The sequence below is a fragment of the Modestobacter sp. SYSU DS0290 genome (assembly GCF_054050955.1).
The window spans coordinates 25,512-49,419 of record NZ_JBJHAI010000009.1; the positions used below are offsets into that span (position 1 = coordinate 25,512).

A 23,908-nucleotide genomic window follows, 5' to 3' on the forward strand; every position below is an offset into this window, starting at 1 on the left:
CAGAGAGAGGGTGCACGGCATGAAGGCCGACATCCACCCGCAGTACGACGTCACCACCGTGACGTGCGGCTGTGGCAACACGTTCACCACCCGCAGCACGGTGCCCGGCGGTCAGCTGACCGTCGAGACCTGCTCCGCCTGCCACCCCTTCTACACGGGCAAGCAGCGCATCCTGGACACCGGTGGCCGCGTCGCCCGCTTCGAGAAGCGGTTCGGCAAGCGCACCACCGGCGCCGAGAAGTAGCACCACCGACGGCGCCCGCGCCGCCCTCCACCGGGGCGGGGCGGGCGCCGTCGTCATGTCCGGACCAAGCCCGGGCAGGAATGGCCATTTCTGCCCTCCTCGCAGGAGCGTGCGCGTGAGCAGCAGTGACACCGGCAGCGACCGGCTGGCCGGGCTGCTCAGCGAGCACGCCGAGCTCGAGCTGGAGCTCGCCGACCCGGCGGTGCACGCCGACACCGCACGGGCCCGGCGGCTGGGTCGCCGGTACGCCCAGCTGGCCCCGGTGGTCGAGACCGCCCGCGCGCTGGACGCCGCCCGCGACGACCTGTCCGCCGCCCGGGAGCTGGCCGCCGAGGACGCGTCCTTCGCCGCCGAGGCCGAGAGCCTGCAGACCCGCATCGCCGAGCTGACCCAGCAGCTCACCGAGCAGCTGCTGCCCAAGGACCCCGACGACGACAAGGACGTCATCCTCGAGATCAAGGCGGGGGAGGGCGGCGCGGAGTCGGCGTTGTTCGCCGGGGACCTGCTGCGGATGTACCTCCGCTACGCCGAGCGACGGGGCTGGGCCACCGAGGTGCTCGACGCGGTGGACGCCGAGCTGGGCGGCTACAAGGACGTCGCGGTGGCGATCAAGGCCCGGGGCCCGGAGGCGGTGTGGTCGCGGTTGAAGTTCGAGGGCGGCGTGCACCGGGTCCAGCGGGTGCCGGTGACCGAGTCCCAGGGGCGGATCCACACCTCCGCGGTCGGTGTGCTCGTGCTGCCCGAGGCCGAGGAGGTCGACGTCAGCGTCGACCCGGGCGACCTGCGGATCGACGTCTTCCGGTCCTCCGGCCCCGGCGGGCAGAGCGTGAACACCACCGACTCCGCGGTGCGGATCACCCACCTGCCCAGCGGCATCGTGGTCAGCTCGCAGAACGAGAAGAGCCAGCTGCAGAACCGGGAGTCCGCGCTGCGCGTGCTGCGCTCCCGGTTGCTCGCCGCCGCCCGCGAGGAGGCCGCCGCGGTAGCCAGCGACGCCCGCCGGAGCCAGGTGCGCACCGTCGACCGCAGCGAGCGGGTGCGCACCTACAACTTCCCGGAGAACCGGATCTCCGACCACCGGGTGGGCTTCAAGGCGCACAACCTCGACCAGGTGCTGGACGGCGAGCTGGACCCGGTGATCGACGCGTTGACCGCGGCGCACACCGCCGAGCTGCTGGCGGCCGGCTCCTGACCGCCGCCCGCACCCTGCTCGCCGACGCCGCGCGCCGGCTCGCCGAGGCCGGGGTGGAGTCGCCCCGGGTGGACGCCGAGCTGCTGCTCGCCGCCGTCCTGGGCACGTCCCGCGCCGGCCTGCTCACCACCGGCGACGTGCCCGCGGCGGACGCCGAGCGGTTCACCGGGTGGGTGGAGCTGCGCGCCGACCGGGTGCCGCTGCAGCACCTCACCGGCACCGCGCCCTTCCGGCACGTCGAGCTGGCCGTCGGGCCCGGGGTCTTCGTGCCCCGCCCGGAGACCGAGCTCATCGCCGGCTGGGTGCTCGACCGCCTCGCCGGGCAGCACGCACCGCTCGTCGTGGACCTGGGCACGGGTTCCGGGGCGATCGCGCTGTCGGTCGCGCACGAGCACCCCGGTGCCCGGGTGGTCGCCGTCGAGCGGGACGCCGGGGCCATCGAGTGGACCCGGCACAACGCCCGCGCCCGGGCTGCCGCCGGCGACACCCCGGTCGACGTGCGCGCCGGCGACATGACCGACCCGCAGCTGCTCGCCGAGCTCGACGGCACGGTCGACGTGGTCGTCTCCAACCCGCCCTACGTCCCCGACGGTGCCGGGCTGCCCCGGGAGGTCGCCGACCACGACCCGCCGCTGGCGCTGTGGGGCGGACCGGACGGCCTGGACGTCGTCCGTGGCCTGCTGGACACCGCCGCCCGGCTGCTGCGGCCGGGCGGGTGGCTGGGCATCGAGCACGCCGACCAGCAGGGGGCCGCACTGCCGGCGCTGGTCCGTGCGCACGGCGCCTGGACGGACGTGGCCGACCACCCCGACCTCGCCGGCCGCCCCCGGTACACCACGGCTCGGCGGGCGACGACGGGCTGACCGGGACACCTGTGCTCGGCACGCGGGACGGCGTGGAGCAGACTGCGCACTCGTGCCCGACGTCTTCGACTGCAGTGACCCCGACCGGCGAGAGCAGGGCCTGACCGCCGCGGCGGTCGCCGTCTCGCGCGGCGACCTCGTCCTCGTGCCCACCGACACGGTGTACGGCGTCGCCGCCGACGCCTTCACCCCCGCAGCCGTCACCCGGTTGCTCGCCGCCAAGAACCGCGGCCGCAGCATGCCCACACCGGTGCTGATCGGGGAGGCGTCCACGCTGGCCGGCCTCGTCATGACCGTCCCGCCGGTGGCGCACGCCCTGGCGGAGGCCTTCTGGCCGGGCGGGCTGACCCTGGTGGTCGAGCATGCGCCCTCGTTGGCGTGGGACCTCGGCGATGCGGAGGGCACGGTGGCGGTCCGCCTGCCCGACGACGACGTGGCCCGCGACCTGCTGCGGCGCACCGGCCCGCTGGCGGTCTCCAGCGCCAACCGGTCCGGCCGGCCCGCGGCGACCACGGCGGAGGAGGCGATCGCCCAGCTGGGTGAGCACGCCGCGGTCGTGCTCGACGCCGGGCCGCGGAACGGGAGCGCGGCGAGCACGATCGTCGACTGCACCGCCCCGACCCCGCGGGTGCTGCGCCACGGCGCCATCGACGTCGCGCGGCTGCGGGAGGTCGTGCCGGAGCTCACCGACTGATGGGGGACGGCGGCCGGGGCCTGAGGCGCGCAGTTCACAGCCATCTGCCAGGGCGGGGCAGCGAGCGCGGGATACCGTGGAGCGTCGCACCCTGAGCCGCGGGTGCCGACGTGACACCGTCCCCCCGTTCTGGAGTGCCTCGCGATGACCCGTCCGTCCGGTACGCGCTCGACGGCGCACTGACCGCATGCGCGAGTACGCCGTCGTCCTGCTCGTCGCCGGGCTGGTCACGTACCTGGCCACCCCGGTGGTGCGGGTGGCGGCGGTCCGCTTCCGGGTGATGGCGGCGGTCCGTGACCGCGACGTGCACGTCATCCCCACGCCCCGGGGCGGGGGAGTGGCGATGTACCTGGGAGTGGCCGCCGGCGTGCTGGTCGCCTCGCAGCTGCCCTCGTTGCAGCGCAGCTTCGAGTTCAGCTCCCAGACGGTGGCCGTGCTGGTCGCCGGTGGGTTGATCTGCCTGCTCGGGGTGCTCGACGACCGGTTCGGGCTCGACGCGCTCACCAAGCTCACCGGCCAGATCGCCGCGGCCGGGGTGATGGTGCTCCTGGGGGTGCAGCTGGCCTACGTGTTCCTGCCGGTCGCCGACATCGGCACCCTGTCGCTCGGTCCGGACGTCGGGGTGCCGGCCACCGTCCTGCTGACGGTGCTCACGGTCAACGCGCTGAACTTCATCGACGGCCTCGACGGCCTGGCCGCGGGTGTCTCGGCGATCGCGGCGCTGGCCTTCTTCGCCTACAGCTACCACCTGGGCTACATCGGCTACGACGACGTCTCCAGTGCTCCGGCGCTGATCACCGCCGTGCTGGCCGGCGCGTGCCTGGGCTTCCTGCCGCACAACTTCAGCCCGGCGCGGATCTTCATGGGCGACTCCGGCTCGATGCTGGTCGGGCTGATGCTCTCCGCGGCCGCCGTCTCGGCCACCGGGCAGACCGACTCGCAGACCCTGGGCTCGGCGGCGAACCTGCTGCCGCTGACCCTCCCGCTGCTGGTGCCGGTCGCGGTGCTGTTCATCCCGTTCATGGACCTGGTCATGGCGGTCGTGCGGCGCAGCATGCGCGGCCGGTCACCGTTCGCGCCGGACAAGATGCACCTGCACCACCGGCTGCTGTCGATCGGGCACTCCCACCGCCGGGCGGTGCTGATCATGTACTTCTGGGCCGCGCTGCTCAGCTTCGGCGCCGTGGCGCTGTCCATCACCGGCGGCACCGTCGAGGTGCTCGTGGTGATCGGCGCGCTGCTCGTCGTGGGGGTCGTCGTCGTCCTGAGCCCGCGCGCCCGGCGGGCCGCGATCGCCGCCCGCCAGGCCGAGCTCGCCGCGATGCGCGAGCGCAGCCGGACGGCCCACCCCGCGGCCCGCGCAGCGCGGGTGAGAGGAGCGGCCGACGTCGTCCCGGCGCAGCCCGAGGCGCCGCACCCGGCAGGGGTCCGGCGGTGACCGGCTCGTCTCCGGACCGGGCGGCCGTGCCGTGGGACCTGTCCTTCCTGAGGGTCGGCGTGCTGGCCACCACCGCGCTCGCCGCGGTGGCCGCCCTGGTCGTCGGCATCGCGCTGAGCTGGGCCGATGCCCTGGCCGTGCTGCTCGGCAGCGCGGTGGTCAGCTTCTTCTTCTGCGTCTCCGGGGCCGTGGTCGGGTGGGCCGGGCGGGTAGACGACACCTGGACGCTGCCGGCCGCGCTGGGCACCTTCGGCCTCAAGGCCGTCCTGCTCTTCCCCTTGCTGACGGGGCTGCCGGAGGACGGCTGGCCGGACCGCCGGGTGATGGCCTGGACGGTGATCGCCGGGGCCCTGCTGTGGAGCGTCGTGCAGCTGCGGTGGGTGTGGACCCGGCAGCTGTTCTACGTGCCGCCGCCCCCACCTCCGGGTGGGGCCGCAGGTGGGGCGGGCGGCGGACCCGGACAGGCCACGACACGCGGCTGATAGTGTCCGTCGCGATGGCCGAGGACCTGCCCGTTCGCGGGGAAGCCCGACCGCGACCCACGAGCCAGCCTCGTCAGCCCAGCGGGGCTGACATCGGCTGGTCGGTCACCGGGACGCTGATCTCCGGGATGATCGTGTGGGGCGGGGTCGGGTGGCTGCTCGACCGGTGGCTGGGGACTGTCTTCCTCCTGCCGGTGGGCGTGGTCCTCGGTGTGAGTGCGGCCATCTACGTTGTGGTCAAGAAGTACGGCGCGCTCGACCCGGTCCCCGGGCAGCGCACCGGTACCACCTCGGGCGGACGACGGAGCCAGCCCAGGACGCAGAAGGGACGACGGTGACCTCCAGCGCCCACGCGCTCGGCGACGTGCTCGCTGTGGAGAGCGACCCCGGTGGCGGCTTCACGCCCCCCGGCCTCGGTGAGTTCACCCCCGAGGCGCTCTTCCAGTTCTCGATCCTCGGCGTCGAGTTCGAGATCACCCGCATCACGCTGATCCTCTGGATCGCGACCGCGGCGATCATCGCCCTCCTGGTGGCGGCGGTGCGCAACCCGCAGATCGTGCCGGGGAAGCTCCAGTGGATCGGGGAGAGCGGCTACTCGTTCGTCCGCGACGGCATCGCCCGCGACGTGGTCGGCCCCAAGGGGCTGCCGTTCGCGCCGTTCCTCGCCTCGCTGTTCTTCTTCATCCTGGCGAACAACATGATGGCGATCATCCCGTTGGCGCAGATCTCGCCGATGTCGCGGTTCGCCTTCCCGCTGGTGCTGGCGCTGATCTGCTGGGTCGTCTACATCGTGGTCGGCATCAAGAACCAGGGCATCGGGCCCTACTTCCGGGACATCGCCTTCCTGCCGGGCGTGCCGAAGGTGGCCTACATCCTGATCACCCCGCTCGAGCTGCTGCAGAACTTCATCGTGCGGCCGTTCACGTTGGCGGTCCGGCTCTTCGCCAACCTCTTCGCCGGCCACCTGCTGCTGGTGACCTTCGCCCTGGGCGCCACCTACCTGTTCACGGTGGGCAACTGGACCTTCGTCTTCGGTCCCATCTCGGCGCTGATGGCGATCGTGATGACCTTCTTCGAGCTGCTGGTGATCTTCCTTCAGGCCTACGTCTTCACGATGCTGATGGGCACCTACCTCAACGGCTCGGTCGAGGCCGCGCACTGACCTCGGCACCCCCTGATCGCCGGGGTCCCCGTCCCGACGGCGGGCCGACCTGCGACGATCTGCCAGACCGCACCACCCGCACGACCCCGCCAGCCGCCCGACGGACCTCCGCCGGGCGACGACACAGGAGGAACACCCCGCGATGATGGACCTGCTCGCTGAGATCGACGGCAACATCGGCTCGGTCGGCTACGGCATCGCCACGATCGGCCCCGGCATCGGTGTCGGTCTGGTCTGGGCCGCCTACATCCAGGCCACCGCCCGGCAGCCCGAGTCCGCCGGCCTGACCCGTACCTACGCCTTCCTCGGCTTCGCGCTCGCCGAGGCGCTGGCCCTGATCGGCTTCGTCGCCCCCCTCGTCTACAACTGATCCGTTCGGGTCAGTCCAGGTACCCACTCCAGACAGGGACGTTGTGAGCATGAGCATCCTGGCTGCCGAGAGCAGCAACCCGCTCATCCCGCCGTTGGGCGAGATCATCATCGGGACGATCGCCTTCCTGATCCTCCTGTTCGTGATGTTCAAGTTCGTCGCCCCCCGCTTCGAGCAGGTCTTCCAGGCCCGCCGCGAGGCGATCGAGGGCGGGATCGAGCGGGCCGAGGCGATGCAGGCCGAGGCCAAGGCGGCGCTGGAGCAGTACCGCGCCCAGCTGGCCGAGGCCCGCACCGAGGCGGCGCAGATCCGCGATGCCGCGCGCGCCGAGGGGCAGCGCATCATCGAGGAGCTCCGGGCCCAGGCCCAGGAGGAGTCCGCGCGGATCGTCGCCCGCGGCGAGGAGCAGCTCGCTGCCTCTCGCCAGCAGGTGGTCACCGAGCTGCGCGGCCAGATCGGCACGCTCGCCGTCGACCTGGCCGGCCGGGTCGTCGGGGAGTCCCTCGCCGACGACGCGCGCCGCAGCGGCACGGTCGACCGGTTCCTCGACGACCTGGACGGCATGACCGCCCGCTCCGGGGGCGCTCGCTGATGCACGCCGCGAGTCGGGCCGCCCTGCAGGCCTCCCGGGCACAGCTGGAGCAGCACACCGCGGGGGCGCGCAGCCGCACCCGCGGTGAGTCCCTGCTGTCGCTCGCCGACGAGCTGTTCGCCGTGGCGCACCTGCTCGATGGCCAGGTCACGCTGCGGCGTGCCCTGTCCGACCCGGCCGTCCGCCCGGACGACCGGGCCGGCCTGGCTCGTCGGCTGCTGGGCGCCCAGATCGGTGCCACGGCCCTCGACGTCGTCGAGGCGGTGGCCCGGCAGCGGTGGTCCCGGCCGCTGGACCTGGTCGAGGCGACCGAGACCCTGGCGACGGAGGCCGCGCTCGACGCGGCCGACGCACGCGGGGAGCTCGACGGGGTCGAGGACGACCTGTTCCGGTTCGGCCGCATCGTGGCCGCGGACCCGCAGCTCGCCCGGATCCTCGGTGACCGCTCGGCACCCCGCGCGGGGAAGCTGGAGCTGCTGGACCGGCTGCTGGCCGGGAAGGTCAGCCCGGTGACGGAGCGGCTGCTGCGGAACTCGCTGACCAGCTCGCACGTCTTCAACGCGGAGAACGAGATCGAGCGGCTGTCCACCGTCGCTGCCCACCGGCGGGGCCGGTCGGTCGCCTCGGTGATCAGCGCCGTGCCGCTCACCGAGGCGCAGCAGCGGCGGCTGATCACCGCCCTCGAGCGGGTCTACGGGCGCACCATGGGGTTGCAGGTCCAGATCGACCCGGCGGTGCTCGGTGGGCTGGTGATCCGCGTCGACGACGAGGTCATCGACGGCAGCATCGCCCATCGACTCGAGGCCGCCGGCCGGCGGCTGGCCGGCTGACCGCCGACCGCCGCCCACCCGGCCCGCCCACCACCCACAGACACCAGCAGAAGAGGACGCGAGAGCCATGGCCGAGCTGACGATCTCCGCGGACGAGATCCGCAGTGCCATCCAGAACTACGTCTCCGACTACACCCCGGACGTCTCCCGGGAAGAGGTCGGGGTCGTCACCGAGTCCGGCGATGGCATCGCCCGGGTCGAGGGCCTGCCCTCGGTCATGACCAACGAGCTGCTCGAGTTCGAGGGCGGCGTGCGTGGCCTGGCCCTGAACCTCGACGTGCGCGAGGTCGGTGTCGTCATCCTCGGTGACTTCGCCGGCATCGAGGAGGGCCAGACGGTCCGCCGGACCGGTGAGGTCCTCTCCGTGCCCGTCGGTGACGGCTACCTCGGCCGGGTCGTCGACCCGCTGGGCAACGCCATCGACGGCGCCGGCCCGATCGAGACCACCTCCCGCCGCGCCCTCGAGCTGCAGGCGCCCACGGTGGTCCAGCGCCAGTCGGTGCACGAGCCGATGCAGACCGGCATCAAGGCCATCGACGCCATGACGCCGATCGGCCGGGGCCAGCGCCAGCTGATCATCGGTGACCGGCAGACCGGCAAGTCCGCCATTGCGCTGGACACGATCATCAACCAGAAGCAGGCCTGGGCGACCGGCGACCCGAAGCAGCAGGTCCGCTGCATCTACGTCGCGGTCGGCCAGAAGGGCTCCACGATCGCGGCCACCCGCGCCGCGCTCGAGGACGCCGGCGCGATGGAGTACACGACCATCGTCGCCGCCCCGGCCTCCGAGGCCGCCGGCTTCAAGTACATCGCCCCCTACACCGGCTCGGCCATCGGCCAGCACTGGATGTACGAGGGCAAGCACGTCCTGATCGTCTTCGACGACCTGTCCAAGCAGGCGGAGGCCTACCGCGCGGTGTCGCTGCTGCTGCGCCGCCCGCCGGGCCGCGAGGCCTACCCCGGCGACGTCTTCTACTTGCACTCCCGCCTGCTGGAGCGCTGCGCGAAGCTCTCCGACGAGCTGGGTGCTGGGTCGATGACCGGGCTGCCGCTCATCGAGACCAAGGGCAACGACGTCTCGGCGTACATCCCGACCAACGTCATCTCGATCACCGACGGGCAGATCTTCCTCGAGACCGGTCTGTTCAACTCCGGTGTCCGCCCGGCGATCAACGTGGGCATCTCGGTGTCCCGGGTCGGTGGTTCGGCGCAGATCAAGGCGATGAAGTCCGTCGCCGGCCGGCTCCGCCTGGACCTGGCCCAGTTCCGTGAGCTGGAGGCGTTCTCCTCCTTCTCCTCGGACCTGGACGCCTCCAGCCGGGCCACCCTGGACCGCGGTCAGCGGCTGGTCGAGCTGCTCAAGCAGGGGCAGTACTCCCCGTACCCGGTGGAGCGCGAGGTCGTCTCGCTGTGGCTGGGCACCACCGGCAAGCTGGACCGGGTCCCGGTCAGCGACGTCCGGCGGTTCGAGTCGGAGTTTCTGGACTTCATCTCCCGGGGCGACAACACCGTCTTCGACGACATCCGCAACAGCAAGGTGCTCAGCGACGACACGGTGAGCAGCCTTGAGCGGGCGGTGGAGGCCTTCTACGGGCAGTTCACCACCGGTGAGGGTGAGTCGCTGCAGGTCAACGAGCCCGAGGTCGAGTCCATGGACGCCAGCGAGCGCGGCCAGGAGACCGTCCGGGTCAAGCGGAGCTCCTGACGTGGCCGGCAGTCTGCGCGCGCTGCGGCGCCGGATCCGCTCCACCCGCTCGACGAAGAAGATCTTCTCGGCGCAGGAGCTGATCGCCGGTGCCCGCATCGTGCGTGCCCAGGCCCGGGTGGAGGCCTCCAAGCCCTACTCCCGGGAGATCACCCGGGTGCTCTCGGCGCTGGCGGGCTCCGCCAGCCTGGACCACCCGCTGCTGACCGAGCGGGAGAACCCGCGCCGGGTGGCGGTCCTGGTGATCACCTCCGACCGGGGATTCGCCGGCTCCTACAACGTCAACGTCCTGCGGCGCACCGAGGAGCTCCTCGGTCTGCTGCGGGACGAGGGCAAGGAGCCGCTGCTGTACGTCGTCGGCCGCAAGGGCGAGACGTACTACCGGTTCCGCGAGCGCGCCATCGAGGACAGCTGGACCGGCTTCTCCGAGCAGCCCGGGTACGAGAACGCCCAGGAGGTCGGCCGCACCCTCATCGAGGCCTTCACCGCAGGTGAGGACGACGCCGACGGCGACGCCGGGGCCGACGGCCTGCTGGGCGTGGACGAGCTGCACATCGTCTACACCGAGTTCCGCTCGCTGCTGTCCCAGGTGCCCGTCGCCAAGCGGATGGCGCCGCTGGTCGTCGAGGAGGTCGACGAGCTCGAGGAGGGGCAGTCCGGCAACGGGTCCGACCGGTCCGAGCCGGTCGCCTCCTACGAGTTCGAGCCCTCCCCGGAGCAGCTGCTCGACGCCCTGCTGCCCAAGTACGTCACCACCCGCATCTACGCGGCGATGCTGGAGGCCGCGGCCTCGGAGTCGGCGTCGCGGCGGCGGGCGATGAAGTCCGCCTCGGACAACGCCGAGGAGCTGGCCAAGAACCTGTCCCGCCAGGCCAACCAGGCCCGGCAGGCGGAGATCACCCAGGAGATCAGCGAGATCGTCGGCGGCGCCGACGCGCTGGTCTCCGCGGGCCAGGACGACTGAGGGTAGGGACGACTGAGCCCCGCACCCGTTCCACCGTCCCCGGCGGCGGCGCAGACCGCCGCCGCCGGGGACACTGAAGACGTAGGACCACCGAGCCCGAGGGCAGGAGAGCAGCACAGATGACCGTCACCGAGGACCGTCCGACCACCCGGGAGACGACCGGCTCCGGCCGCGTCGTCCGGGTCACCGGGCCGGTCGTCGACGTCGAGTTCCCCCGCGACGCGATGCCCGACCTGTTCAACGCGCTGAAGGTCGACGTCACCCTGGCCGACCTCCGCAAGACGCTGACCCTCGAGGTCGCCCAGCACCTGGGTGACAACGTGGTCCGCACCATCTCCATGGCCCCGACCGACGGCCTGGTCCGTGGGGCCCCGGTCACCGACACCGGCTCGGCGATCTCCGTCCCCGTCGGCGAGGCCGTCACCGGGCACGTGTTCAACGCGCTCGGCGAGTGCCTGGACACCCCCGGCTACGGCGAGGACGCCCCGCACTGGACGATCCACCGGCACGCGCCGAAGTTCGACCAGCTCGAGGGCCGCACCGACCTCCTCGAGACCGGCATCAAGGTCATCGACCTGCTGACGCCCTACGTGCGCGGCGGGAAGATCGGCCTGTTCGGCGGTGCAGGTGTGGGCAAGACGGTGCTCATCCAGGAGATGATCCGCCGCGTCGCCCAGGAGTTCGGTGGCGTCTCGGTCTTCGCCGGGGTGGGGGAGCGGACCCGCGAGGGCAACGACCTCATCACCGAGATGACCGAGTCCGGCGTCATCAACTCGACCGCGCTGGTCTTCGGCCAGATGGACGAGCCGCCGGGCACCCGGCTGCGGGTCGCGCTGTCGGCGCTGACCATGGCGGAGTACTTCCGCGACGAGGCCGACCAGGACGTGCTGCTCTTCATCGACAACATCTTCCGGTTCACCCAGGCCGGTTCCGAGGTCTCCACGCTGCTCGGGCGGATGCCCTCCGCGGTGGGTTACCAGCCGACCCTGGCCGACGAGATGGGCACGCTGCAGGAGCGGATCACCTCGACCCGCGGCCGGTCGATCACCTCGATGCAGGCGATCTACGTGCCTGCCGACGACATCACCGACCCGGCGCCGCACACCACGTTCGCCCACCTCGACGCGACCACGGTGCTCTCCCGGCCCATCTCCGAGAAGGGCATCTACCCGGCCGTCGACCCGCTGGACTCCACCAGCCGGATCCTCGACCCGCAGTACATCGGGCAGGAGCACTACGACATCGCCCGCGAGGTGCAGCGGATCCTGCAGCGGTACCAGGAGCTGCAGGACATCATCGCGATCCTCGGCATCGACGAGCTCGGTGAGGAGGACAAGGTCACCGTCAACCGGGCCCGTCGCATCGAGCGCTTCCTGTCGCAGAACATGTTCGTCGCCGAGGCGTTCACCGGTCAGCCGGGCTCCTACGTGCCGCTGTCGGAGACGCTGCAGGCGTTCAAGGCGGTCGCGGCCGGCGAGTACGACCACGTCCCCGAGCAGGCCTTCTTCATGTGCGGTGGCCTCGAGGACCTCGAGCGGAACTTCGACAAGCTCAAGAAGAGCTGACGAAGGACCCCGTCCTCCTCACCCCTCGCACGCTCGGGGTGAGCCCCTGGACGGGGCCGTTCCATCGTGTTGCGACGGCCGGGTTCCCTTCGGGGGCCCGGCCGTCGTCGTTCTGCCCACGCGGAGGGTGACGACGCGCAGCCGCGGTGCCCTCGATCGGGTGGTCGGCGCACCCGGGGGCTCAAGGAACGGGCCCGGGGTGACGACGATGGTCGGGAAGGCGCCCGGTCGGCGGGCGCAGCACCGGGGAGTTCGGCTCGTGCACAGCAGAAGGACCTTCCTGCCCCCCGTCACGCGCAGGCTCGCGACGGGATCCAGCAGCGAGGCCGACGACGGGTCGTTGCCCGCCGATGCGCTGGAGTGGAGCTGGCCCCCGTACGCGCCGGTCGAGGGCCGCTCCTTCGCCGACCAGGAGTGGGCACCCCCCTCGGTCGTGTGGCATCCGCAGGTGCGTCTCGGCCGGTGGACCGTCGTCTACCGCCGCAGCGCCTGACGAGGTCCCTCCGGCTCCCACCACTCGCTCCGCCCGCGGCCGGCCCCTGCCGGAGGACGGGCCCGTGGCTGCGGCGGGGACGGGAAACCCTGGACGGGTTGCCCGTCGCCGGTGCCGTTACAGTGGTATGACCCGTCGCCGTGTCCAGCCGGACCGGCGGCCCGCACCGCCGGCTGCTCGCCGGCCCGGTGACCCCCGAGGAGTGTCGTGGCGACCCTGCAGGTCGAGCTCGTGGCCGTGGAGCGGATGATCTGGTCCGGTGAGGCCACCCGGGTGATCGCGCGGACGACCGAGGGTGAGCTCGGAGTGCTGGCCGGCCACGCTCCGCTGCTCGGCGAGCTGGCTCCCGGTGGCGTCGTCCGGATCCAGCAGGACTCCGGCGAGGAGCTCGTCGTCGCCGCCCACGGTGGCTTCCTCTCCGTGACCGGCGAAGGGGTCTCCATCCTGGCCGAGACCGCCGAGTTCGCGAACGAGATCGACGTCGAGCGGGCGCGTGAGGCGCTGCGCCGCGCCCAGCAGGCCGGGGACGACCCCGAGGCCGTCGCGGCCGCGCGGCGCGCCCAGTCCCGACTGCGCGCCGCCGGTCAGGACGCCTGATCGCCCGGACCGTCCCCCTGCGCCCGCCAGCCCCGCCCCGGTGACCACCCTCGTCCTGGTCGTCGCCGGGCTGCTGGTGGTCGCGCTGGTCGCCGCCTTCCTGCTGCGTCGCCGGTTCCTGCTCTCCGGGCTGGGCGCGGTGACGATGTGGCTGCGTCCCTCCGACGGCGGCCGGTGGGCGCTCGGTGTCGCCTGGTACTCCGGCGACACCCTGCTCTGGTACCGGGCGCTGTCGCTCTCGGTGCGGCCCAACCAGCGGCTGTGCCGCGGCGAGTTCCGGGTCGACGCGCGACGCCGGCCGGACGAGGGAGATCTGGCCCTGCCCGCCGAGAGCGTGGTGCTGACCTGCCGCACCGGCGCCGGCCCGCAGGAGCTGGCGATGGACCCCTCGACGGTGACCGGGTTCCTGTCCTGGATCGAGTCCGCCCCGCCGGTCGACCGCTGAAGGCCCGCCGCCCCCCAGCCCTCGCCCGCCCGGGCCGGATGAAGGACCCCGTCCTCCTCATCCCTCGCACGCTCGGGACGAGCCTCGGGACGGGGCCTGACGGGGCCCCGGTCAGCTGCGGTCGCGGGTCTCCCGCTGGGCGTGCACGCCGCTGTGCGCGCCGGGTTCCCACAGCACGTCGCCGTCCGGGTTGGCCCGGCGGGCCAGGATGAACAGCAGGTCCGAGAGCCGGTTGAGGTAGCGGGCGGTCTCGGCGTTGGTGTGCGCCGCGTCGACCTCCAGCAGCGCCCACACGCTGCGCTCGGCCCGGCGGGCCACCGTGCGGGCCTGGTGTAGCAGGGCCGCCAGCGGTGTCCCACCGGGCAGCACGAACGAGGTCAGCGCGGGCAGCTGCGCGTTGTGCTCGTCGCACGCCGCCTCCAGCCGCTCGGTGTAGGCGGCGGTGACCCGCAGTGGCGGGTGTGCGGGCTCGGCGACGACCGGCGTGGACAGGTCGGCGCCGACGTCGAACAGGTCGTTCTGCACCGAGCTGAGCAGTGCACCGACCTCGGGGGTGGGTGCGCCCAGGGCGAGCGCGACGCCCAGCACGCTGTTGGTCTCGTCGACGTCGGCGTAGGCGACCAGCCGCCGGTCGGTCTTCGTCACCCGGGACATGTCGCCCAGGTGCGTCTGGCCGGCGTCACCGGTGCGGGTGTAGATGCGGGTCAGCCGGACGGTCATGACCAGGAGCCTAGGAGAAGGTCCCAGCGGTGCCGCCACCGCTGGCCCGCTCGCGGTGGGGCCCGCAGCAGGGCCGCCGTAAGGTGTCCCGGTGGAGTGCTTCGAGGTGACCGGCGGTACGTCGCTGCGCGGCCGGGTGCGGGTCACCGGCGCGAAGAACAGCGCCCTGAAGCTCATGGCCGCCGCGTTGCTCGCCCCGGGGCGGACCACCCTCGACGAGGTCCCCGCCATCCTCGACGTCGAGATCATGAGCGAGGTGCTGCGCCGGCTGGGGTGCGGGGTCAGCTACGAGAGGTACCCGGTGCGCGAGGGGGAGAGCCACAGCGGCGGCGGCCGGGTGCTCATCGACGTCCCGGAGCGGCCCTCCAGCGAGACCGACTACGACCTGGTGCGCCGGATGCGGGCCTCGATCAGCGTGCTCGGCCCGCTGGTCGCCCGGCTGGGCACCGCCAAGGTCGCCCTGCCCGGTGGTGACGCGATCGGTTCCCGCGGCCTCGACATGCACGTCGCCGGCCTCGAGCGGCTGGGCGCCACGGTGGTCAACGAGCACGGCTTCCTGATCGCCACCGCCCCGACGCTGGTCGGCACCTCCATCTGGCTGGACTTCCCGTCGGTGGGGGCCACCGAGAACCTGGTGATGGCCGCCGCGCTGGCCCAGGGCACCACGGTCGTCGACAACGCGGCCCGCGAGCCGGAGATCGTCGACCTGTGCCGGATGCTCACCGCGATGGGCGCCCGGATCGAAGGCGCCGGGACCTCCACGATCACCGTGGAGGGGGTCAGCGAGCTGCACCCGGTCGAGTACACGACCGTGCCCGACCGGATCGTCGCCGGGACCTGGGCGATCGGGGCGGTGATGACCCGCGGCGACGTCCTGGTGGAGCGCGCGGTCGCCGACCACCTCACGGTCCCCCTGGAGAAGCTGGTCGCCGCAGGCGCCACCGTCGAGGCCCGCCCCGACGGCGTGCGGGTCGCGATGGAGGACCGGCCCCGCGGCGTCGACATCGTCACGCTGCCCTTCCCGGGCTTCCCGACCGACCTGCAGCCGATGGCGGTCGCGCTGGCCGCGGTGTCCACGGGCACCGCGCTGATCACCGAGAACGTCTTCGAGGGCCGCTTCATGTTCGTCAACGAGCTGGTCCGGCTCGGGGCGGACGTGCGGATCGACGGCCACCACGCGGTGGTCCGCGGCCGGGAGCGGCTGTCCAGCGCGCCGGTGCTCGCCACCGACATCCGGGCCGGCGCCGGCCTGGTGCTCGCCGGCCTGCTCACCGACGGCATCACCGAGGTGCAGGACGTGCACCACATCGACCGCGGCTACCCGGCCTTCCTGGAGCAGCTGCGTGGCGTCGGGGTGCAGATCGAACGGACCGAGCGCCCGGGCTGACCCCCGGTCCCTGCGCGCGCGGGGCTACTGGGTGCCGCGGGCGCTGACGCCCGGTGCGGGGCGCAGCACGCCGAAGTGCTCCTGCTCGGCAGTCAGCCGGTCGCCGTCGGGGTCCTGCCGGGCTGCTCGCTGCTGCTCGAGCCGGTTCTCCGGGGTTCGTCCTCCGCGTTGGCGGTGTGGCTCCATCTCCCTGATGCACCGCCGTCCGCTGGCTGTGGCGCCAATTGACGCCGGCTGCCCAGGGCGGTCCGGGCTCACTGCCCCTGGAAGGACAGCGCCAGCGCGCGGGCGCGCGCCAGGTCCTCGGGGAAGACCAGCACGTCGGAACGGTGGGCGGCCGGGTGCCGGATCGTCGACCGGATCCCGGCGTCGGACAGCACCGCGCGGAAGGCCAGCGCCGACTCCCGGCGGGTCATCGTCGCCACCGGGGTGAGCAGCTCCTCGGGCCGGCGCGGCTTCGTCGAGGAGTCCGAGGCGAACGCCCAGCGCAGGAAGAGCCCGATCAGGCCCAGCATGACCAGCGCGATGACCGGCCCGACGAGGTAGTGCAGACTCCCGGCGTCGATCGGCACGTCGACCTCCTGGCTGGCCGCGGGCCGGCCCGTCACCGACCCGCGACCGAGTGTGCCACTCCCACTGCGCGGGCGAGGCGTCGTCACCGGTCGGTTGCCTGCCTGGACTGCGGCGGCATGCCGTTGCCTTCAGCGCCGCCGTCTCCGTGCGTGACCCGGTGCGGGACTCCCCGGTCGGGACGGCGACCGGTCTCGCGGTCCTGCTGGCGGCCGGCGCCGGCAGCGTCCGGGCGGTGGGCCGAGGGCTGCTGCCGCAGTTCGGCTACGCGTGGCTGATTCGCTGGCCCAGGCGCTGCCCGGCTCGGGGGCGGCGTTCCTGCTGCTCCGGGGCGACGCCCACCGGTACCGCCCCGGCCGCTACCCGAGCCGGACGACGACGCCCTCGGTGGCGCTGCGGCGGGCGGCGTCGAGCACGGTGAGGCTGGCGACGGCGTCCCGGGGCTCCACCGGCACCAGGCCGAGGCCGCGCACCGCGGCGGCGAAGGTCGGGTAGAAGGTGTCCCAGGCGCCGGGCAGCGTCGGGACCCGGTCGGCGTGGTCGCCCCGGCAGACCCGGCCCCAGCGCGCCTCCGGCTCGGCGCCCCAGTCCCGGCCGAGGGTCGCCGGGGTCTCCCCGGCGAGCAGGGCCGCCTCCTGGCCGTCCATCGGCCCACCGACGACGTAGCTGCCGGCGGTGCCGGTGACCCGGAAGCGGTCACCCGGCGCACCCTCGCTCCAGCTGCCGGCCAGGTGCGAGCGGGCACCGTTCGCGTGGGTGAGGGCGACGAAGACGTCGTCGTCCAGCCCGCTCGCACGCACCCGCCACTCGGCGTAGACCGACGTCACCGGGCCGAGCAGCACCAGCGCCTGGTCGACCAGGTGGCTGCCGAAGTCCAGCAGCGTGCCGCCGCCGGCGGGCGCGGGCCCGGGCTCGGGGGTGAACCGCTCGAAGCGGGACTCGAACCGGGTGATCGTGCCGAGCGTGCCGGCCTCGGCCAGCGCCTGGACGGTGCGGAAGTCGGAGTCCCACCGCCGGTTCTGGTACGGCGAGAGCGCCAGGCCCAGCCGCTCGGCCCGCTCGACGCTGGCCCGCGCGGCGGCGGCGTCCAGCGCGAACGGCTTGTCGCACACGACGGCCAGGCCGAGGTCCAGCGCCTGGTCGGTCAGCGCGCTGTGCGAGTCGGCGGGGGTGGAGATCGCCACCGCCTCTGCCCCGGCCGCGCGCAGCTCGGCGAGCGAGCCGAACGTCGCCGTCCCGGGGTGTTCGCGGGCCACCAGCTCGCGTCGTTGCGCCGATGAGGTGACCACGCCGACCAGGTCGACCTCAGCCGCGGCCGCCAGCAGCGGGGCGTGGAAGTACCGGCCACCGAAGCCGTACCCCACCAGTCCGAACCGAACGGGTTCCACCACGCTGCTCCTCACCTCGACGACGCGTGCAGCGATCCTCTCCTGCCGGCCCCCGGGTGCTCCGGGCGGCTCAGAGCAGGGGCGCCGGGCGGCCGAACAGGTGGCCCTGGCCCTGGCACACGCCCAGGGTGCGCAGCGACTCGACCTCGGCGAGCTCCTCGACCCCCTCCGCCACCAGCCGTGTGCCGGTCGCGGCGGCGAAGCTGACCATGGCGGTGACCAGCGCCTGCTTGGCCGGGTCGAGGTGCAGGCCGGTGACCAGCGCGATGTCCAGCTTGACGACGTCGGGGCGCAGCCGCAGCACGTGCCGGAGGCTGGCGTACCCGGCGCCGACGTCGTCGACGGTCAGCCCGATGCCGGCCTCGCGCAGACAGCGGAGGACGCGGTCCAGGGCGTCGTAGTCCTCGATCGGGCTGTGCTCGGTGACCTCGACCGAGAGGTCGAGGTGCCGGTGGTCGAGCAGCAGACCGGTCACCGACCGGCACTGCAGCGCCTGCGGGGAGAGGTTCACCCCCAGCGGTCGGCCCGCCGGCAGGCGGGGGGCCACGGCGAGCGCGGCGCGGGCGGCCAGCTCCTCCAGCTCGACCCCCAGCCCCGCCGCGGCCGCGGCGCTGAACAGCTGTGCCGGACCGTCCTCGACCTCGGGGAACCGGGCCAGCGCCTCGTAGGCCACGGTCGTACCGGTCCCGAGGTCGACGATCGGCTGGACGTGGGTGACGACCGCCCCCTCGCTGAGCACCTCGCGCACCCGCCCGGCGGGGTCGGCCGGGGGCTCGGGCAGCGGCTCGGCCAGCCGGTCGGCGATGAGGTCGGCCAGCAGCTCCAGCGTGCGCGCAGCCGCGCCGTCCAGGTGGGCGCCGTCGTCCTGGCTGACGCAGCACAGCATCCCGATCGGGCGGCCGTCCGGGTTCCGGACCGGCGCACCCACGTAGGAGCCGATGCCGAGGTCGGTGGTGACCGCCAGGTCGCGCGTCCCGGGGTGGCGGCGGGCGCCGGTGACGACCGGGGGGAGCTGCCCGCTGAGCACCCGCACGCAGAACGACCCCTCGAGCGGGGGCTCCATCCCCTCGTGCACGTGCATGGCGTCCAGCGCACCGGTGGCGGCCTGGATGTGCTGGGTGCTCTCGGTGAACGTCGACATCCAGGCCACCTCCATGCCCAGCCGGGTGCGCGCGGCGTCGAGCACCCGGTGCAGCCAGGCAGGGGACAGGGCGACGGACGGAGGAGACGGCGACGATGTGCTCCCGATCACCCTCGCAGTGTCCCGCAGGACCGGCGGTGGCGGAACGTCCTGGTATCGGTTGTCCCGGTGGGTCGTGGCGGCGCTGCCCGCTCAGCCGGCCGACACCGGCTCCGGTGCCTGGGGAGGATCGGCGGGCTCGTCGGCCCGGGGGCGCCGACGGTGCAGCAGGGCCCGGACCAGCTCGCCGAGCGCGGCCAGGCCCAGTGCCAGGCCCAGCCCCAGGAGCAGACCCCGCAGCGGGTCCCGCTCGAAGGCCAGGCCGCCGACGTACCCGATCCCGGCGGACCAGCCCGCCCAGGTCAGCGCGGCGAGCGCGGCGAACGGGGTGAACCTCCGCAGCGGCCAGCCGACCGCACCGGCGGTCAGGGTGACCGCCGTCCGCAGGCCGGGCACGTAGCGGGCGGTCACCAGCAGGACGCCCCCGCGCCGGGTGAGCAGCCGCTCGGCCCGGTCGAGCGCACCACGGCGGCGGCTGCCGGGCCGCGCGCGGGACCGCAGGCCCGGGCCGGCGAGGTGGCCGAGCAGGTAGGAGACGTGGTCGCCGGCGAACGCGCCGACCGCCGCGGCGGCGATCACCGCCGGCAGGTCGGGCTGACCGGTGGCGGCGAACACCCCGGCGGTGATGACCACGCTCTCACCCGGCACCACCGGGAAGAAGCCGTCGACGGCGGCCAGCGTGAAGAGGGCGACGAGCACCCACGGTGAGGCCATCAGGTCGTGCACCCAGGTCAGCACGGCGTCGGTCACGGTCGGCTCCCCGGGGACGGCATGCGCCGAGCCTGCTCGCCCGAGGGGGCCGCGCACATCCACCCGAGGTAGCGACCGGTGTCCACCGGGAGTAGCACGGGGGTGCGACTCCCGGACGACGGGCCGGTCCGGCGGTGATCATGCTCACCGCCGGGAATGGATGCTCCTCGGCGCTGCCTTCCCTCCCGCGTGGGTGATCTCTGGGGGCTGACGCGGCGGCGCGTCATCGACTTCGGGCGGATGACCGCCGACCGTTGACCGCGGTCCGGCGCCCGTTCCCGCATCCCTCCTTCGAAAGGCACACCACCGTGCTCGCACGTCTGCGCCGCGTCCCCTTCGCGGTCCAGGTCCTCCTCGGCCTCGTCGTCGGCATCGCCCTCGGGCTCGTCGCCCGCGCGATGGGCCCGGTCGAGGGCTCCTTCGTCGACGGGGTGCTGGTCCCCGGTACCGACGCCAACTGGCTGACCAGCACCCTCACCACGATCGGCAACACGTTCGTGGGGCTGCTGCGGGCGATCGTCGTCCCGCTGATCGTCACCGCGATCGTGGTGAGCATCGCCAACCTCAAGCAGGTGTCCAACGCCGCCCGGCTGGCCGGGCAGACCCTGCTGTGGTTCGCGATCACCTCGCTGATCGCCGTCTCCATCGGCATCGCCCTCGGCCTGCTCACCCGGCCCGGCGACAACAGCTCGGTCGATGCCGGCCAGGCCGCCGAGCCGGCGACCACCGGGTCGTGGTGGGACTTCCTGACCGGCCTGGTGCCGGCGAACTTCCTCGGCCTCGAGGGCAACGGCTCCGGCGGCGTCAGCTTCAACATCCTGCAGCTGATCGTCGTCTCGGTCGCGATCGGCATCGCCGCGCTCAAGGTCGGCGAGGCGGCCGAGCCGTTCCTGTCGGTGACGCGTTCGGTGCTGGCGATCGTGCAGAAGGTGCTCTGGTGGGTCATCCTGCTGGCGCCGATCGGCACCGTCGGCCTGATCGGCAAGGCGGTGGCCAGCTACGGCTGGACCTCGCTCGGTTCGCTGGGCGTCTTCGTCGGCGCGGTCTACGCCGGGCTCGCGATCGTGCTGCTGGTCGTCTACCCGGTGCTGCTCAAGCTGCACGGCCTCTCACCGTTGCGCTTCTACGCCGGTGCCTGGCCGGCCATCCAGCTGGCCTTCGTGTCGCGCAGCTCGATCGGCACGCTGCCGGTGACCCAGCGGGTGACCGAGGCCGACCTCGGCGTCCCGCGCAGCTACGCGTCCTTCGCCGTGCCGCTGGGCGCGACCACCAAGATGGACGGGTGCGCCGCGATCTACCCGGCGCTGGCGGCGATCTTCGTGGCGCAGTTCTTCGACGTCGACCTCTCGCTGACCGACTACCTGCTCATCGCGCTGGTGTCGGTGGTCGGCTCCGCCGCGACCGCCGGCGTCACCGGCGCGGTCGTCATGCTCACGCTGACGCTGTCCACCCTGGGCCTGCCGCTGGCCGGTGTGGGGCTGCTGCTGGCGGTCGACCCGATCCTGGACATGGGCCGCACCGCCACCAACGTCACCGGTCAGGCCCTGGTGCCCACCATCGTCGCCAAGCGCGAGGGCATCCTGGACCTCGCCCGCTTCAACGCCACCCGCACCGCCGACCCGTTGCGCGCCGCGACCGGCGAGGACGGCGTCGACCGGGATCTGCGCACGCCGCAGCCGACGACCGTCTGACCGGTGGGGCCCGGTCCCGGCGGACGCCCGCCGGGACCGGGCTCAGCGGAGCAGGGGGCCGAACCGGACGTCGACGCCGGGGGAGAAGAGCACGCTGTCCGGGGCGCCGGTGACCCCCGGCAGCCCCGCCGCGGCCAGCAGCGACTCCTCCAGGGAGATCAGCTCCGCGTCGTACAGCGGCCACTCCGGGTGCTCGTTGGGCCAGTAGACCGGCCCGCGCCGCCCCGGTCGGTGCAGCCCCCAGCGGGCGGTGAGGAACCGGGCCAGCGGGTCCTCACCGGGCAGCGGCTCTCCGATCCGCAGCTCCACCCGGCTCGCCGCCGGCTGGGGCCCCGGCCAGCGGCGGGTGGAGGTGTAGCGCACCCGGTCGCCGCTGCGCTCCACCCGCATCCGTGACCACAGGTAGGGCAGCCGGGCCACCCACCGGGCGGCGAGCACCGGCAGCAGCCGCTCGGCGTCCAGCGACCGGAAGACCACGCCCCGGCGACCGGCGGCGTCCACCGAGTACAGCCGCACGTTGGTCTCGGCGAACGTGCCCAGGTAGGGCAGGCCGGGGCTGCCGAACAGGCCGATCCGGACCATCCGGAAGGGCACCAGGCCCACGTAGGTGACACCTTCGTGCAGGTCGGGCACCGTCCCGGCCGGCAGCAGCGGCGCCACCACGGCCGGGTCGACCGCCCAGTGCAGGAACGCCAGGTCCCGCCAGCCCTGGGTGGAGATGCCACGGAGCACCGGGCGCGGGCTGGTGGGCGTCGACGGTTCGGGGTCGGCCACGTCGGCCAGCTTCCCTCAGGCGGGCTGGGGGAGGTCGCGGTAGGACCGGCCGGCCAGCCAGCCCCAGCCGCCGTCGTCGGTGAGCGGGGCATCGGTCCACACCCACCCGCCGTCGGAGCCGCGCGTGAAGGGCTCCAGGTCGAAGGCCAACCGCAGCTCGTCGGTGACCGTCCGCCCCAGGTTGTGCACCAGCAGCACCACCGTGACGCCGGTCCAGCCGAACCGCCGGCCGGTGCAGGCGGCCAGCCCCGCGGCGACCTCGGGGGCCGGCACCACCAGCTGCAGGGTCAGGCAGCGCACGTGCGGGCCGGGGTGCGCGCCGCCACGGCGCGGCGCCAGGGCCAGCGGCCGGGCCTCGCGGAACCGGCCGCGGGAGGCCCGCCCCGGCTCGACGACCACCGGGGTGCTGCCGTGGTTCTCCACCTCCAGCAGCACCTCGAAGCGGACGTCGCCGCCCCCGCGGGAGGCCAGCACGTCGGCCACCCGGACCGAGACGACCGGCGCCGTCGCGTCCAGCGCCGCGCGCGCGGTCCCGCCGTCGTCGTGCCGGGCGCGGTCGGCGGTGAGCACCGCGGCGTAGGCGACCAGCAGGCCGAGGCCGGCCGGCGCGGCGGTCACCAGCGCGGTCAGCACCCCGTCCCCGCGCAGCGCCGCCAGCGGGGCGGCGACCACCAGCAGGACGACGAGGCCGGCCAGCGCCCACTGCTCGCGCGGTGACCCGGCCAGCAGGGTCGTCGGTCGCCGCACGGAGCGACACTGGCAGCCCCGGGGCGGGGCCGGCCCACGACACGCCCGGCGCCCCCGGCCGGTGCCGCGCAGGTCACCTGGTCAGGTCGGCGCAGCCCTGCTCGTGCGGCAGCAGCGGGCGGAACGTGACCGCCCACCGTGTGCCGTCGGACCCCACCCATGGCGTCTGCGTGGTGGCCTCCCGGGCGGCGGCGGCCACCGCGGTGGCCTGCTCGCCCTCGACGGCCAGGCAGGTGACCCCCGGCGCGAGCGGCTCACCCGGCAGCGCCGGCCCGGGCCAGGCGACCTCGGGGGACGCCAGGCCGTCGGCCGGCTCGGTCCAGGGCCGGACCAGCGCTGCGACGGCGGTGGGCTCGTACTGCTCGGTGCCACCCGCCACGCCCTCGCCGAGGGTGGCGGTCAGGTCGGTGAGGGCGTCGCGCAGGTCGGCGAGCCGGGACCGCGCCTCCTGCTGGTCCTCGGTCAGCCCGCTGTCGGGCCAGTCGCGCCCCTCGTCCAGCGCGTACGCCTCCCGGACGTAGGTGCCCTCGGCGGTCTGCAGGGTGAATCGGGTGGTGGTGGCGTCGGCCAGCGGCGGTGACCCGAGGTCCCCGTCCTCCGCGAGCCCGGCGTCCAGCGCCCGCTGGGCCAGTTCCCGCACGGCGTCCCGGTCGACCTGCTGCACCTGCACGTTGGGCCAGGCGGGGCCCGGGTAGATCGCCACGACCGGGCCCTCGGTGACCACCCGGCCGTCGGCGTACACGGCCACCACCGGCAGCCGGGCGGCGAGCATCTCCGGCGTGGTGAACCCGCCGGTGTGCTCCACCGCGAGCACCAGCGCGTCGGCGTCGTCCGGCAGCTCGAGGCCGGGGCTGGACGGCAGGGCGGGGTCGGGGCTGGACGGCGCCGCGGTGCTCCCGCCCTCGGCGCAGGCGGCGAGCACGGCCAGCAGGCCGGCGAGGGCGGTCGCACGGAGCGTGGTGATCAGGCGCACACCACCAGGACGAAGGGGGCGGGCGTGCGGTT

The 23,908-nt window shown here is 73.8% G+C and carries 28 protein-coding genes; 19 read left to right on the forward strand and 9 right to left on the reverse strand.

Annotated elements, in window-relative coordinates:
- The first annotated feature begins 19 nt into the window (after nt 1–19).
- The 17 genes from rpmE to ACI795_RS09925 all read left to right on the forward strand — a co-directional run bounded on the left by rpmE (nt 20) and on the right by ACI795_RS09925 (nt 13,636).
- Nucleotides 20–244, forward strand: coding sequence for a 50S ribosomal protein L31 (gene rpmE / locus ACI795_RS09845; RefSeq protein ID WP_457075312.1), 225 nt, complete (start codon nt 20–22; stop codon nt 242–244).
- 115 nt (nt 245–359) lie between these two features.
- Nucleotides 360–1,436: a peptide chain release factor 1 gene (gene prfA / locus ACI795_RS09850; RefSeq protein WP_457075313.1), complete on the forward strand. Its 1,077-nt coding sequence runs from the start codon at nt 360–362 to the stop codon at nt 1,434–1,436.
- Between the two features lie 14 nt (nt 1,437–1,450).
- Nucleotides 1,451–2,299, forward strand: coding sequence for a peptide chain release factor N(5)-glutamine methyltransferase (gene prmC, locus ACI795_RS09855; RefSeq protein WP_457075416.1), 849 nt, complete (start codon nt 1,451–1,453; stop codon nt 2,297–2,299).
- A gap of 52 nt (nt 2,300–2,351) precedes the next feature.
- On the forward strand, nt 2,352–2,993 hold the full coding sequence (locus ACI795_RS09860; RefSeq protein ID WP_457075314.1) for an L-threonylcarbamoyladenylate synthase: 642 nt from the start codon (nt 2,352–2,354) through the stop codon (nt 2,991–2,993).
- Between the two features lie 187 nt (nt 2,994–3,180).
- The gene (locus ACI795_RS09865; protein ID WP_457075315.1) at nt 3,181–4,431 is read left to right on the forward strand and encodes a glycosyltransferase family 4 protein; all 1,251 of its coding nucleotides are present in this window, start codon (nt 3,181–3,183) and stop codon (nt 4,429–4,431) included.
- Complete coding sequence (locus ACI795_RS09870; RefSeq protein WP_457075316.1) at nt 4,428–4,913, forward strand: hypothetical protein; 486 nt, start codon at nt 4,428–4,430, stop codon at nt 4,911–4,913. Before ACI795_RS09865 ends, ACI795_RS09870 begins: the two co-directional genes overlap by 4 nt.
- Before the next feature lie 14 nt (nt 4,914–4,927).
- Nucleotides 4,928–5,251, forward strand: coding sequence for an AtpZ/AtpI family protein (locus ACI795_RS09875; RefSeq protein ID WP_457075317.1), 324 nt, complete (start codon nt 4,928–4,930; stop codon nt 5,249–5,251).
- Nucleotides 5,248–6,075: a F0F1 ATP synthase subunit A gene (atpB, locus tag ACI795_RS09880; protein ID WP_457075318.1), complete on the forward strand. Its 828-nt coding sequence runs from the start codon at nt 5,248–5,250 to the stop codon at nt 6,073–6,075. Before ACI795_RS09875 ends, atpB begins: the two co-directional genes overlap by 4 nt.
- Before the next feature lie 145 nt (nt 6,076–6,220).
- Nucleotides 6,221–6,445 (forward strand): ATP synthase F0 subunit C, encoded by a 225-nt coding sequence (gene atpE / locus ACI795_RS09885; protein ID WP_457075319.1) that lies wholly within the window; start codon nt 6,221–6,223, stop codon nt 6,443–6,445.
- A gap of 49 nt (nt 6,446–6,494) precedes the next feature.
- Nucleotides 6,495–7,037: a F0F1 ATP synthase subunit B gene (locus ACI795_RS09890; RefSeq protein ID WP_457075320.1), complete on the forward strand. Its 543-nt coding sequence runs from the start codon at nt 6,495–6,497 to the stop codon at nt 7,035–7,037.
- On the forward strand, nt 7,037–7,867 hold the full coding sequence (locus tag ACI795_RS09895; RefSeq protein ID WP_457075321.1) for a F0F1 ATP synthase subunit delta: 831 nt from the start codon (nt 7,037–7,039) through the stop codon (nt 7,865–7,867). Before ACI795_RS09890 ends, ACI795_RS09895 begins: the two co-directional genes overlap by 1 nt.
- Before the next feature lie 67 nt (nt 7,868–7,934).
- Nucleotides 7,935–9,572, forward strand: coding sequence for a F0F1 ATP synthase subunit alpha (atpA, locus tag ACI795_RS09900; protein WP_457075322.1), 1,638 nt, complete (start codon nt 7,935–7,937; stop codon nt 9,570–9,572).
- Between the two features lies 1 nt (nt 9,573).
- Nucleotides 9,574–10,536, forward strand: a complete 963-nt coding sequence (locus tag ACI795_RS09905) for a F0F1 ATP synthase subunit gamma (protein WP_457075323.1) — start codon at nt 9,574–9,576, stop codon at nt 10,534–10,536.
- A gap of 119 nt (nt 10,537–10,655) precedes the next feature.
- The gene (gene atpD, locus ACI795_RS09910) at nt 10,656–12,101 is read left to right on the forward strand and encodes a F0F1 ATP synthase subunit beta (protein ID WP_457075324.1); all 1,446 of its coding nucleotides are present in this window, start codon (nt 10,656–10,658) and stop codon (nt 12,099–12,101) included.
- A 259-nt stretch (nt 12,102–12,360) separates the two neighbouring features.
- Nucleotides 12,361–12,594, forward strand: coding sequence for a hypothetical protein (locus ACI795_RS09915; protein WP_457075325.1), 234 nt, complete (start codon nt 12,361–12,363; stop codon nt 12,592–12,594).
- A gap of 207 nt (nt 12,595–12,801) precedes the next feature.
- The gene (locus tag ACI795_RS09920) at nt 12,802–13,191 is read left to right on the forward strand and encodes a F0F1 ATP synthase subunit epsilon (protein ID WP_457075326.1); all 390 of its coding nucleotides are present in this window, start codon (nt 12,802–12,804) and stop codon (nt 13,189–13,191) included.
- 40 nt (nt 13,192–13,231) lie between these two features.
- Nucleotides 13,232–13,636, forward strand: a complete 405-nt coding sequence (locus tag ACI795_RS09925; protein ID WP_457075327.1) for a DUF2550 domain-containing protein — start codon at nt 13,232–13,234, stop codon at nt 13,634–13,636.
- Nucleotides 13,637–13,747: 111 nt separating this feature from the next.
- On the opposite strand, the gene ACI795_RS09930 is transcribed toward ACI795_RS09925, so the two are convergent.
- On the reverse strand, nt 13,748–14,356 hold the full coding sequence (locus tag ACI795_RS09930) for a cob(I)yrinic acid a,c-diamide adenosyltransferase (protein WP_457075328.1): 609 nt from the start codon (nt 14,354–14,356) through the stop codon (nt 13,748–13,750).
- A 91-nt stretch (nt 14,357–14,447) separates the two neighbouring features.
- Between ACI795_RS09930 and murA the strand changes: the two genes are divergently transcribed.
- The gene (gene murA, locus ACI795_RS09935) at nt 14,448–15,743 is read left to right on the forward strand and encodes a UDP-N-acetylglucosamine 1-carboxyvinyltransferase (RefSeq protein WP_457075329.1); all 1,296 of its coding nucleotides are present in this window, start codon (nt 14,448–14,450) and stop codon (nt 15,741–15,743) included.
- Between the two features lie 24 nt (nt 15,744–15,767).
- Here murA and ACI795_RS09940 read toward each other — a convergent pair whose 3' ends face one another.
- The 5 genes from ACI795_RS09940 to ACI795_RS09960 form a co-directional block, all read right to left on the reverse strand.
- Nucleotides 15,768–15,929, reverse strand: a complete 162-nt coding sequence (locus ACI795_RS09940; protein WP_457075330.1) for a hypothetical protein — start codon at nt 15,927–15,929, stop codon at nt 15,768–15,770.
- 68 nt (nt 15,930–15,997) lie between these two features.
- A complete protein-coding gene (locus ACI795_RS09945; RefSeq protein ID WP_457075331.1) occupies nt 15,998–16,351 on the reverse strand; it encodes a hypothetical protein in 354 nt (117 codons plus the stop codon).
- 321 nt (nt 16,352–16,672) lie between these two features.
- Entirely contained in the window at nt 16,673–17,704 is a 1,032-nt protein-coding gene (locus ACI795_RS09950) for a Gfo/Idh/MocA family protein (protein ID WP_457075332.1), read from the reverse strand.
- Between the two features lie 67 nt (nt 17,705–17,771).
- Nucleotides 17,772–18,953: a sensor domain-containing phosphodiesterase gene (locus ACI795_RS09955; protein WP_457075333.1), complete on the reverse strand. Its 1,182-nt coding sequence runs from the start codon at nt 18,951–18,953 to the stop codon at nt 17,772–17,774.
- A gap of 81 nt (nt 18,954–19,034) precedes the next feature.
- Nucleotides 19,035–19,691 (reverse strand): DedA family protein, encoded by a 657-nt coding sequence (locus ACI795_RS09960; protein ID WP_457075334.1) that lies wholly within the window; start codon nt 19,689–19,691, stop codon nt 19,035–19,037.
- Nucleotides 19,692–19,999: 308 nt separating this feature from the next.
- Here ACI795_RS09960 and ACI795_RS09965 point away from each other — a divergent pair, with 308 nt between their 5' ends.
- Nucleotides 20,000–21,382, forward strand: a complete 1,383-nt coding sequence (locus ACI795_RS09965) for a dicarboxylate/amino acid:cation symporter (RefSeq protein WP_457075335.1) — start codon at nt 20,000–20,002, stop codon at nt 21,380–21,382.
- A 42-nt stretch (nt 21,383–21,424) separates the two neighbouring features.
- Here ACI795_RS09965 and ACI795_RS09970 read toward each other — a convergent pair whose 3' ends face one another.
- From ACI795_RS09970 to ACI795_RS09980, 3 genes are all read right to left on the reverse strand, one after another.
- Complete coding sequence (locus tag ACI795_RS09970) at nt 21,425–22,156, reverse strand: YqjF family protein (RefSeq protein ID WP_457075336.1); 732 nt, start codon at nt 22,154–22,156, stop codon at nt 21,425–21,427.
- A gap of 15 nt (nt 22,157–22,171) precedes the next feature.
- Nucleotides 22,172–22,903, reverse strand: a complete 732-nt coding sequence (locus tag ACI795_RS09975; protein ID WP_457075337.1) for a hypothetical protein — start codon at nt 22,901–22,903, stop codon at nt 22,172–22,174.
- 73 nt (nt 22,904–22,976) lie between these two features.
- The gene (locus ACI795_RS09980) at nt 22,977–23,876 is read right to left on the reverse strand and encodes a hypothetical protein (RefSeq protein WP_457075338.1); all 900 of its coding nucleotides are present in this window, start codon (nt 23,874–23,876) and stop codon (nt 22,977–22,979) included.
- Between the last annotated feature and the right edge of the window lie 32 nt (nt 23,877–23,908).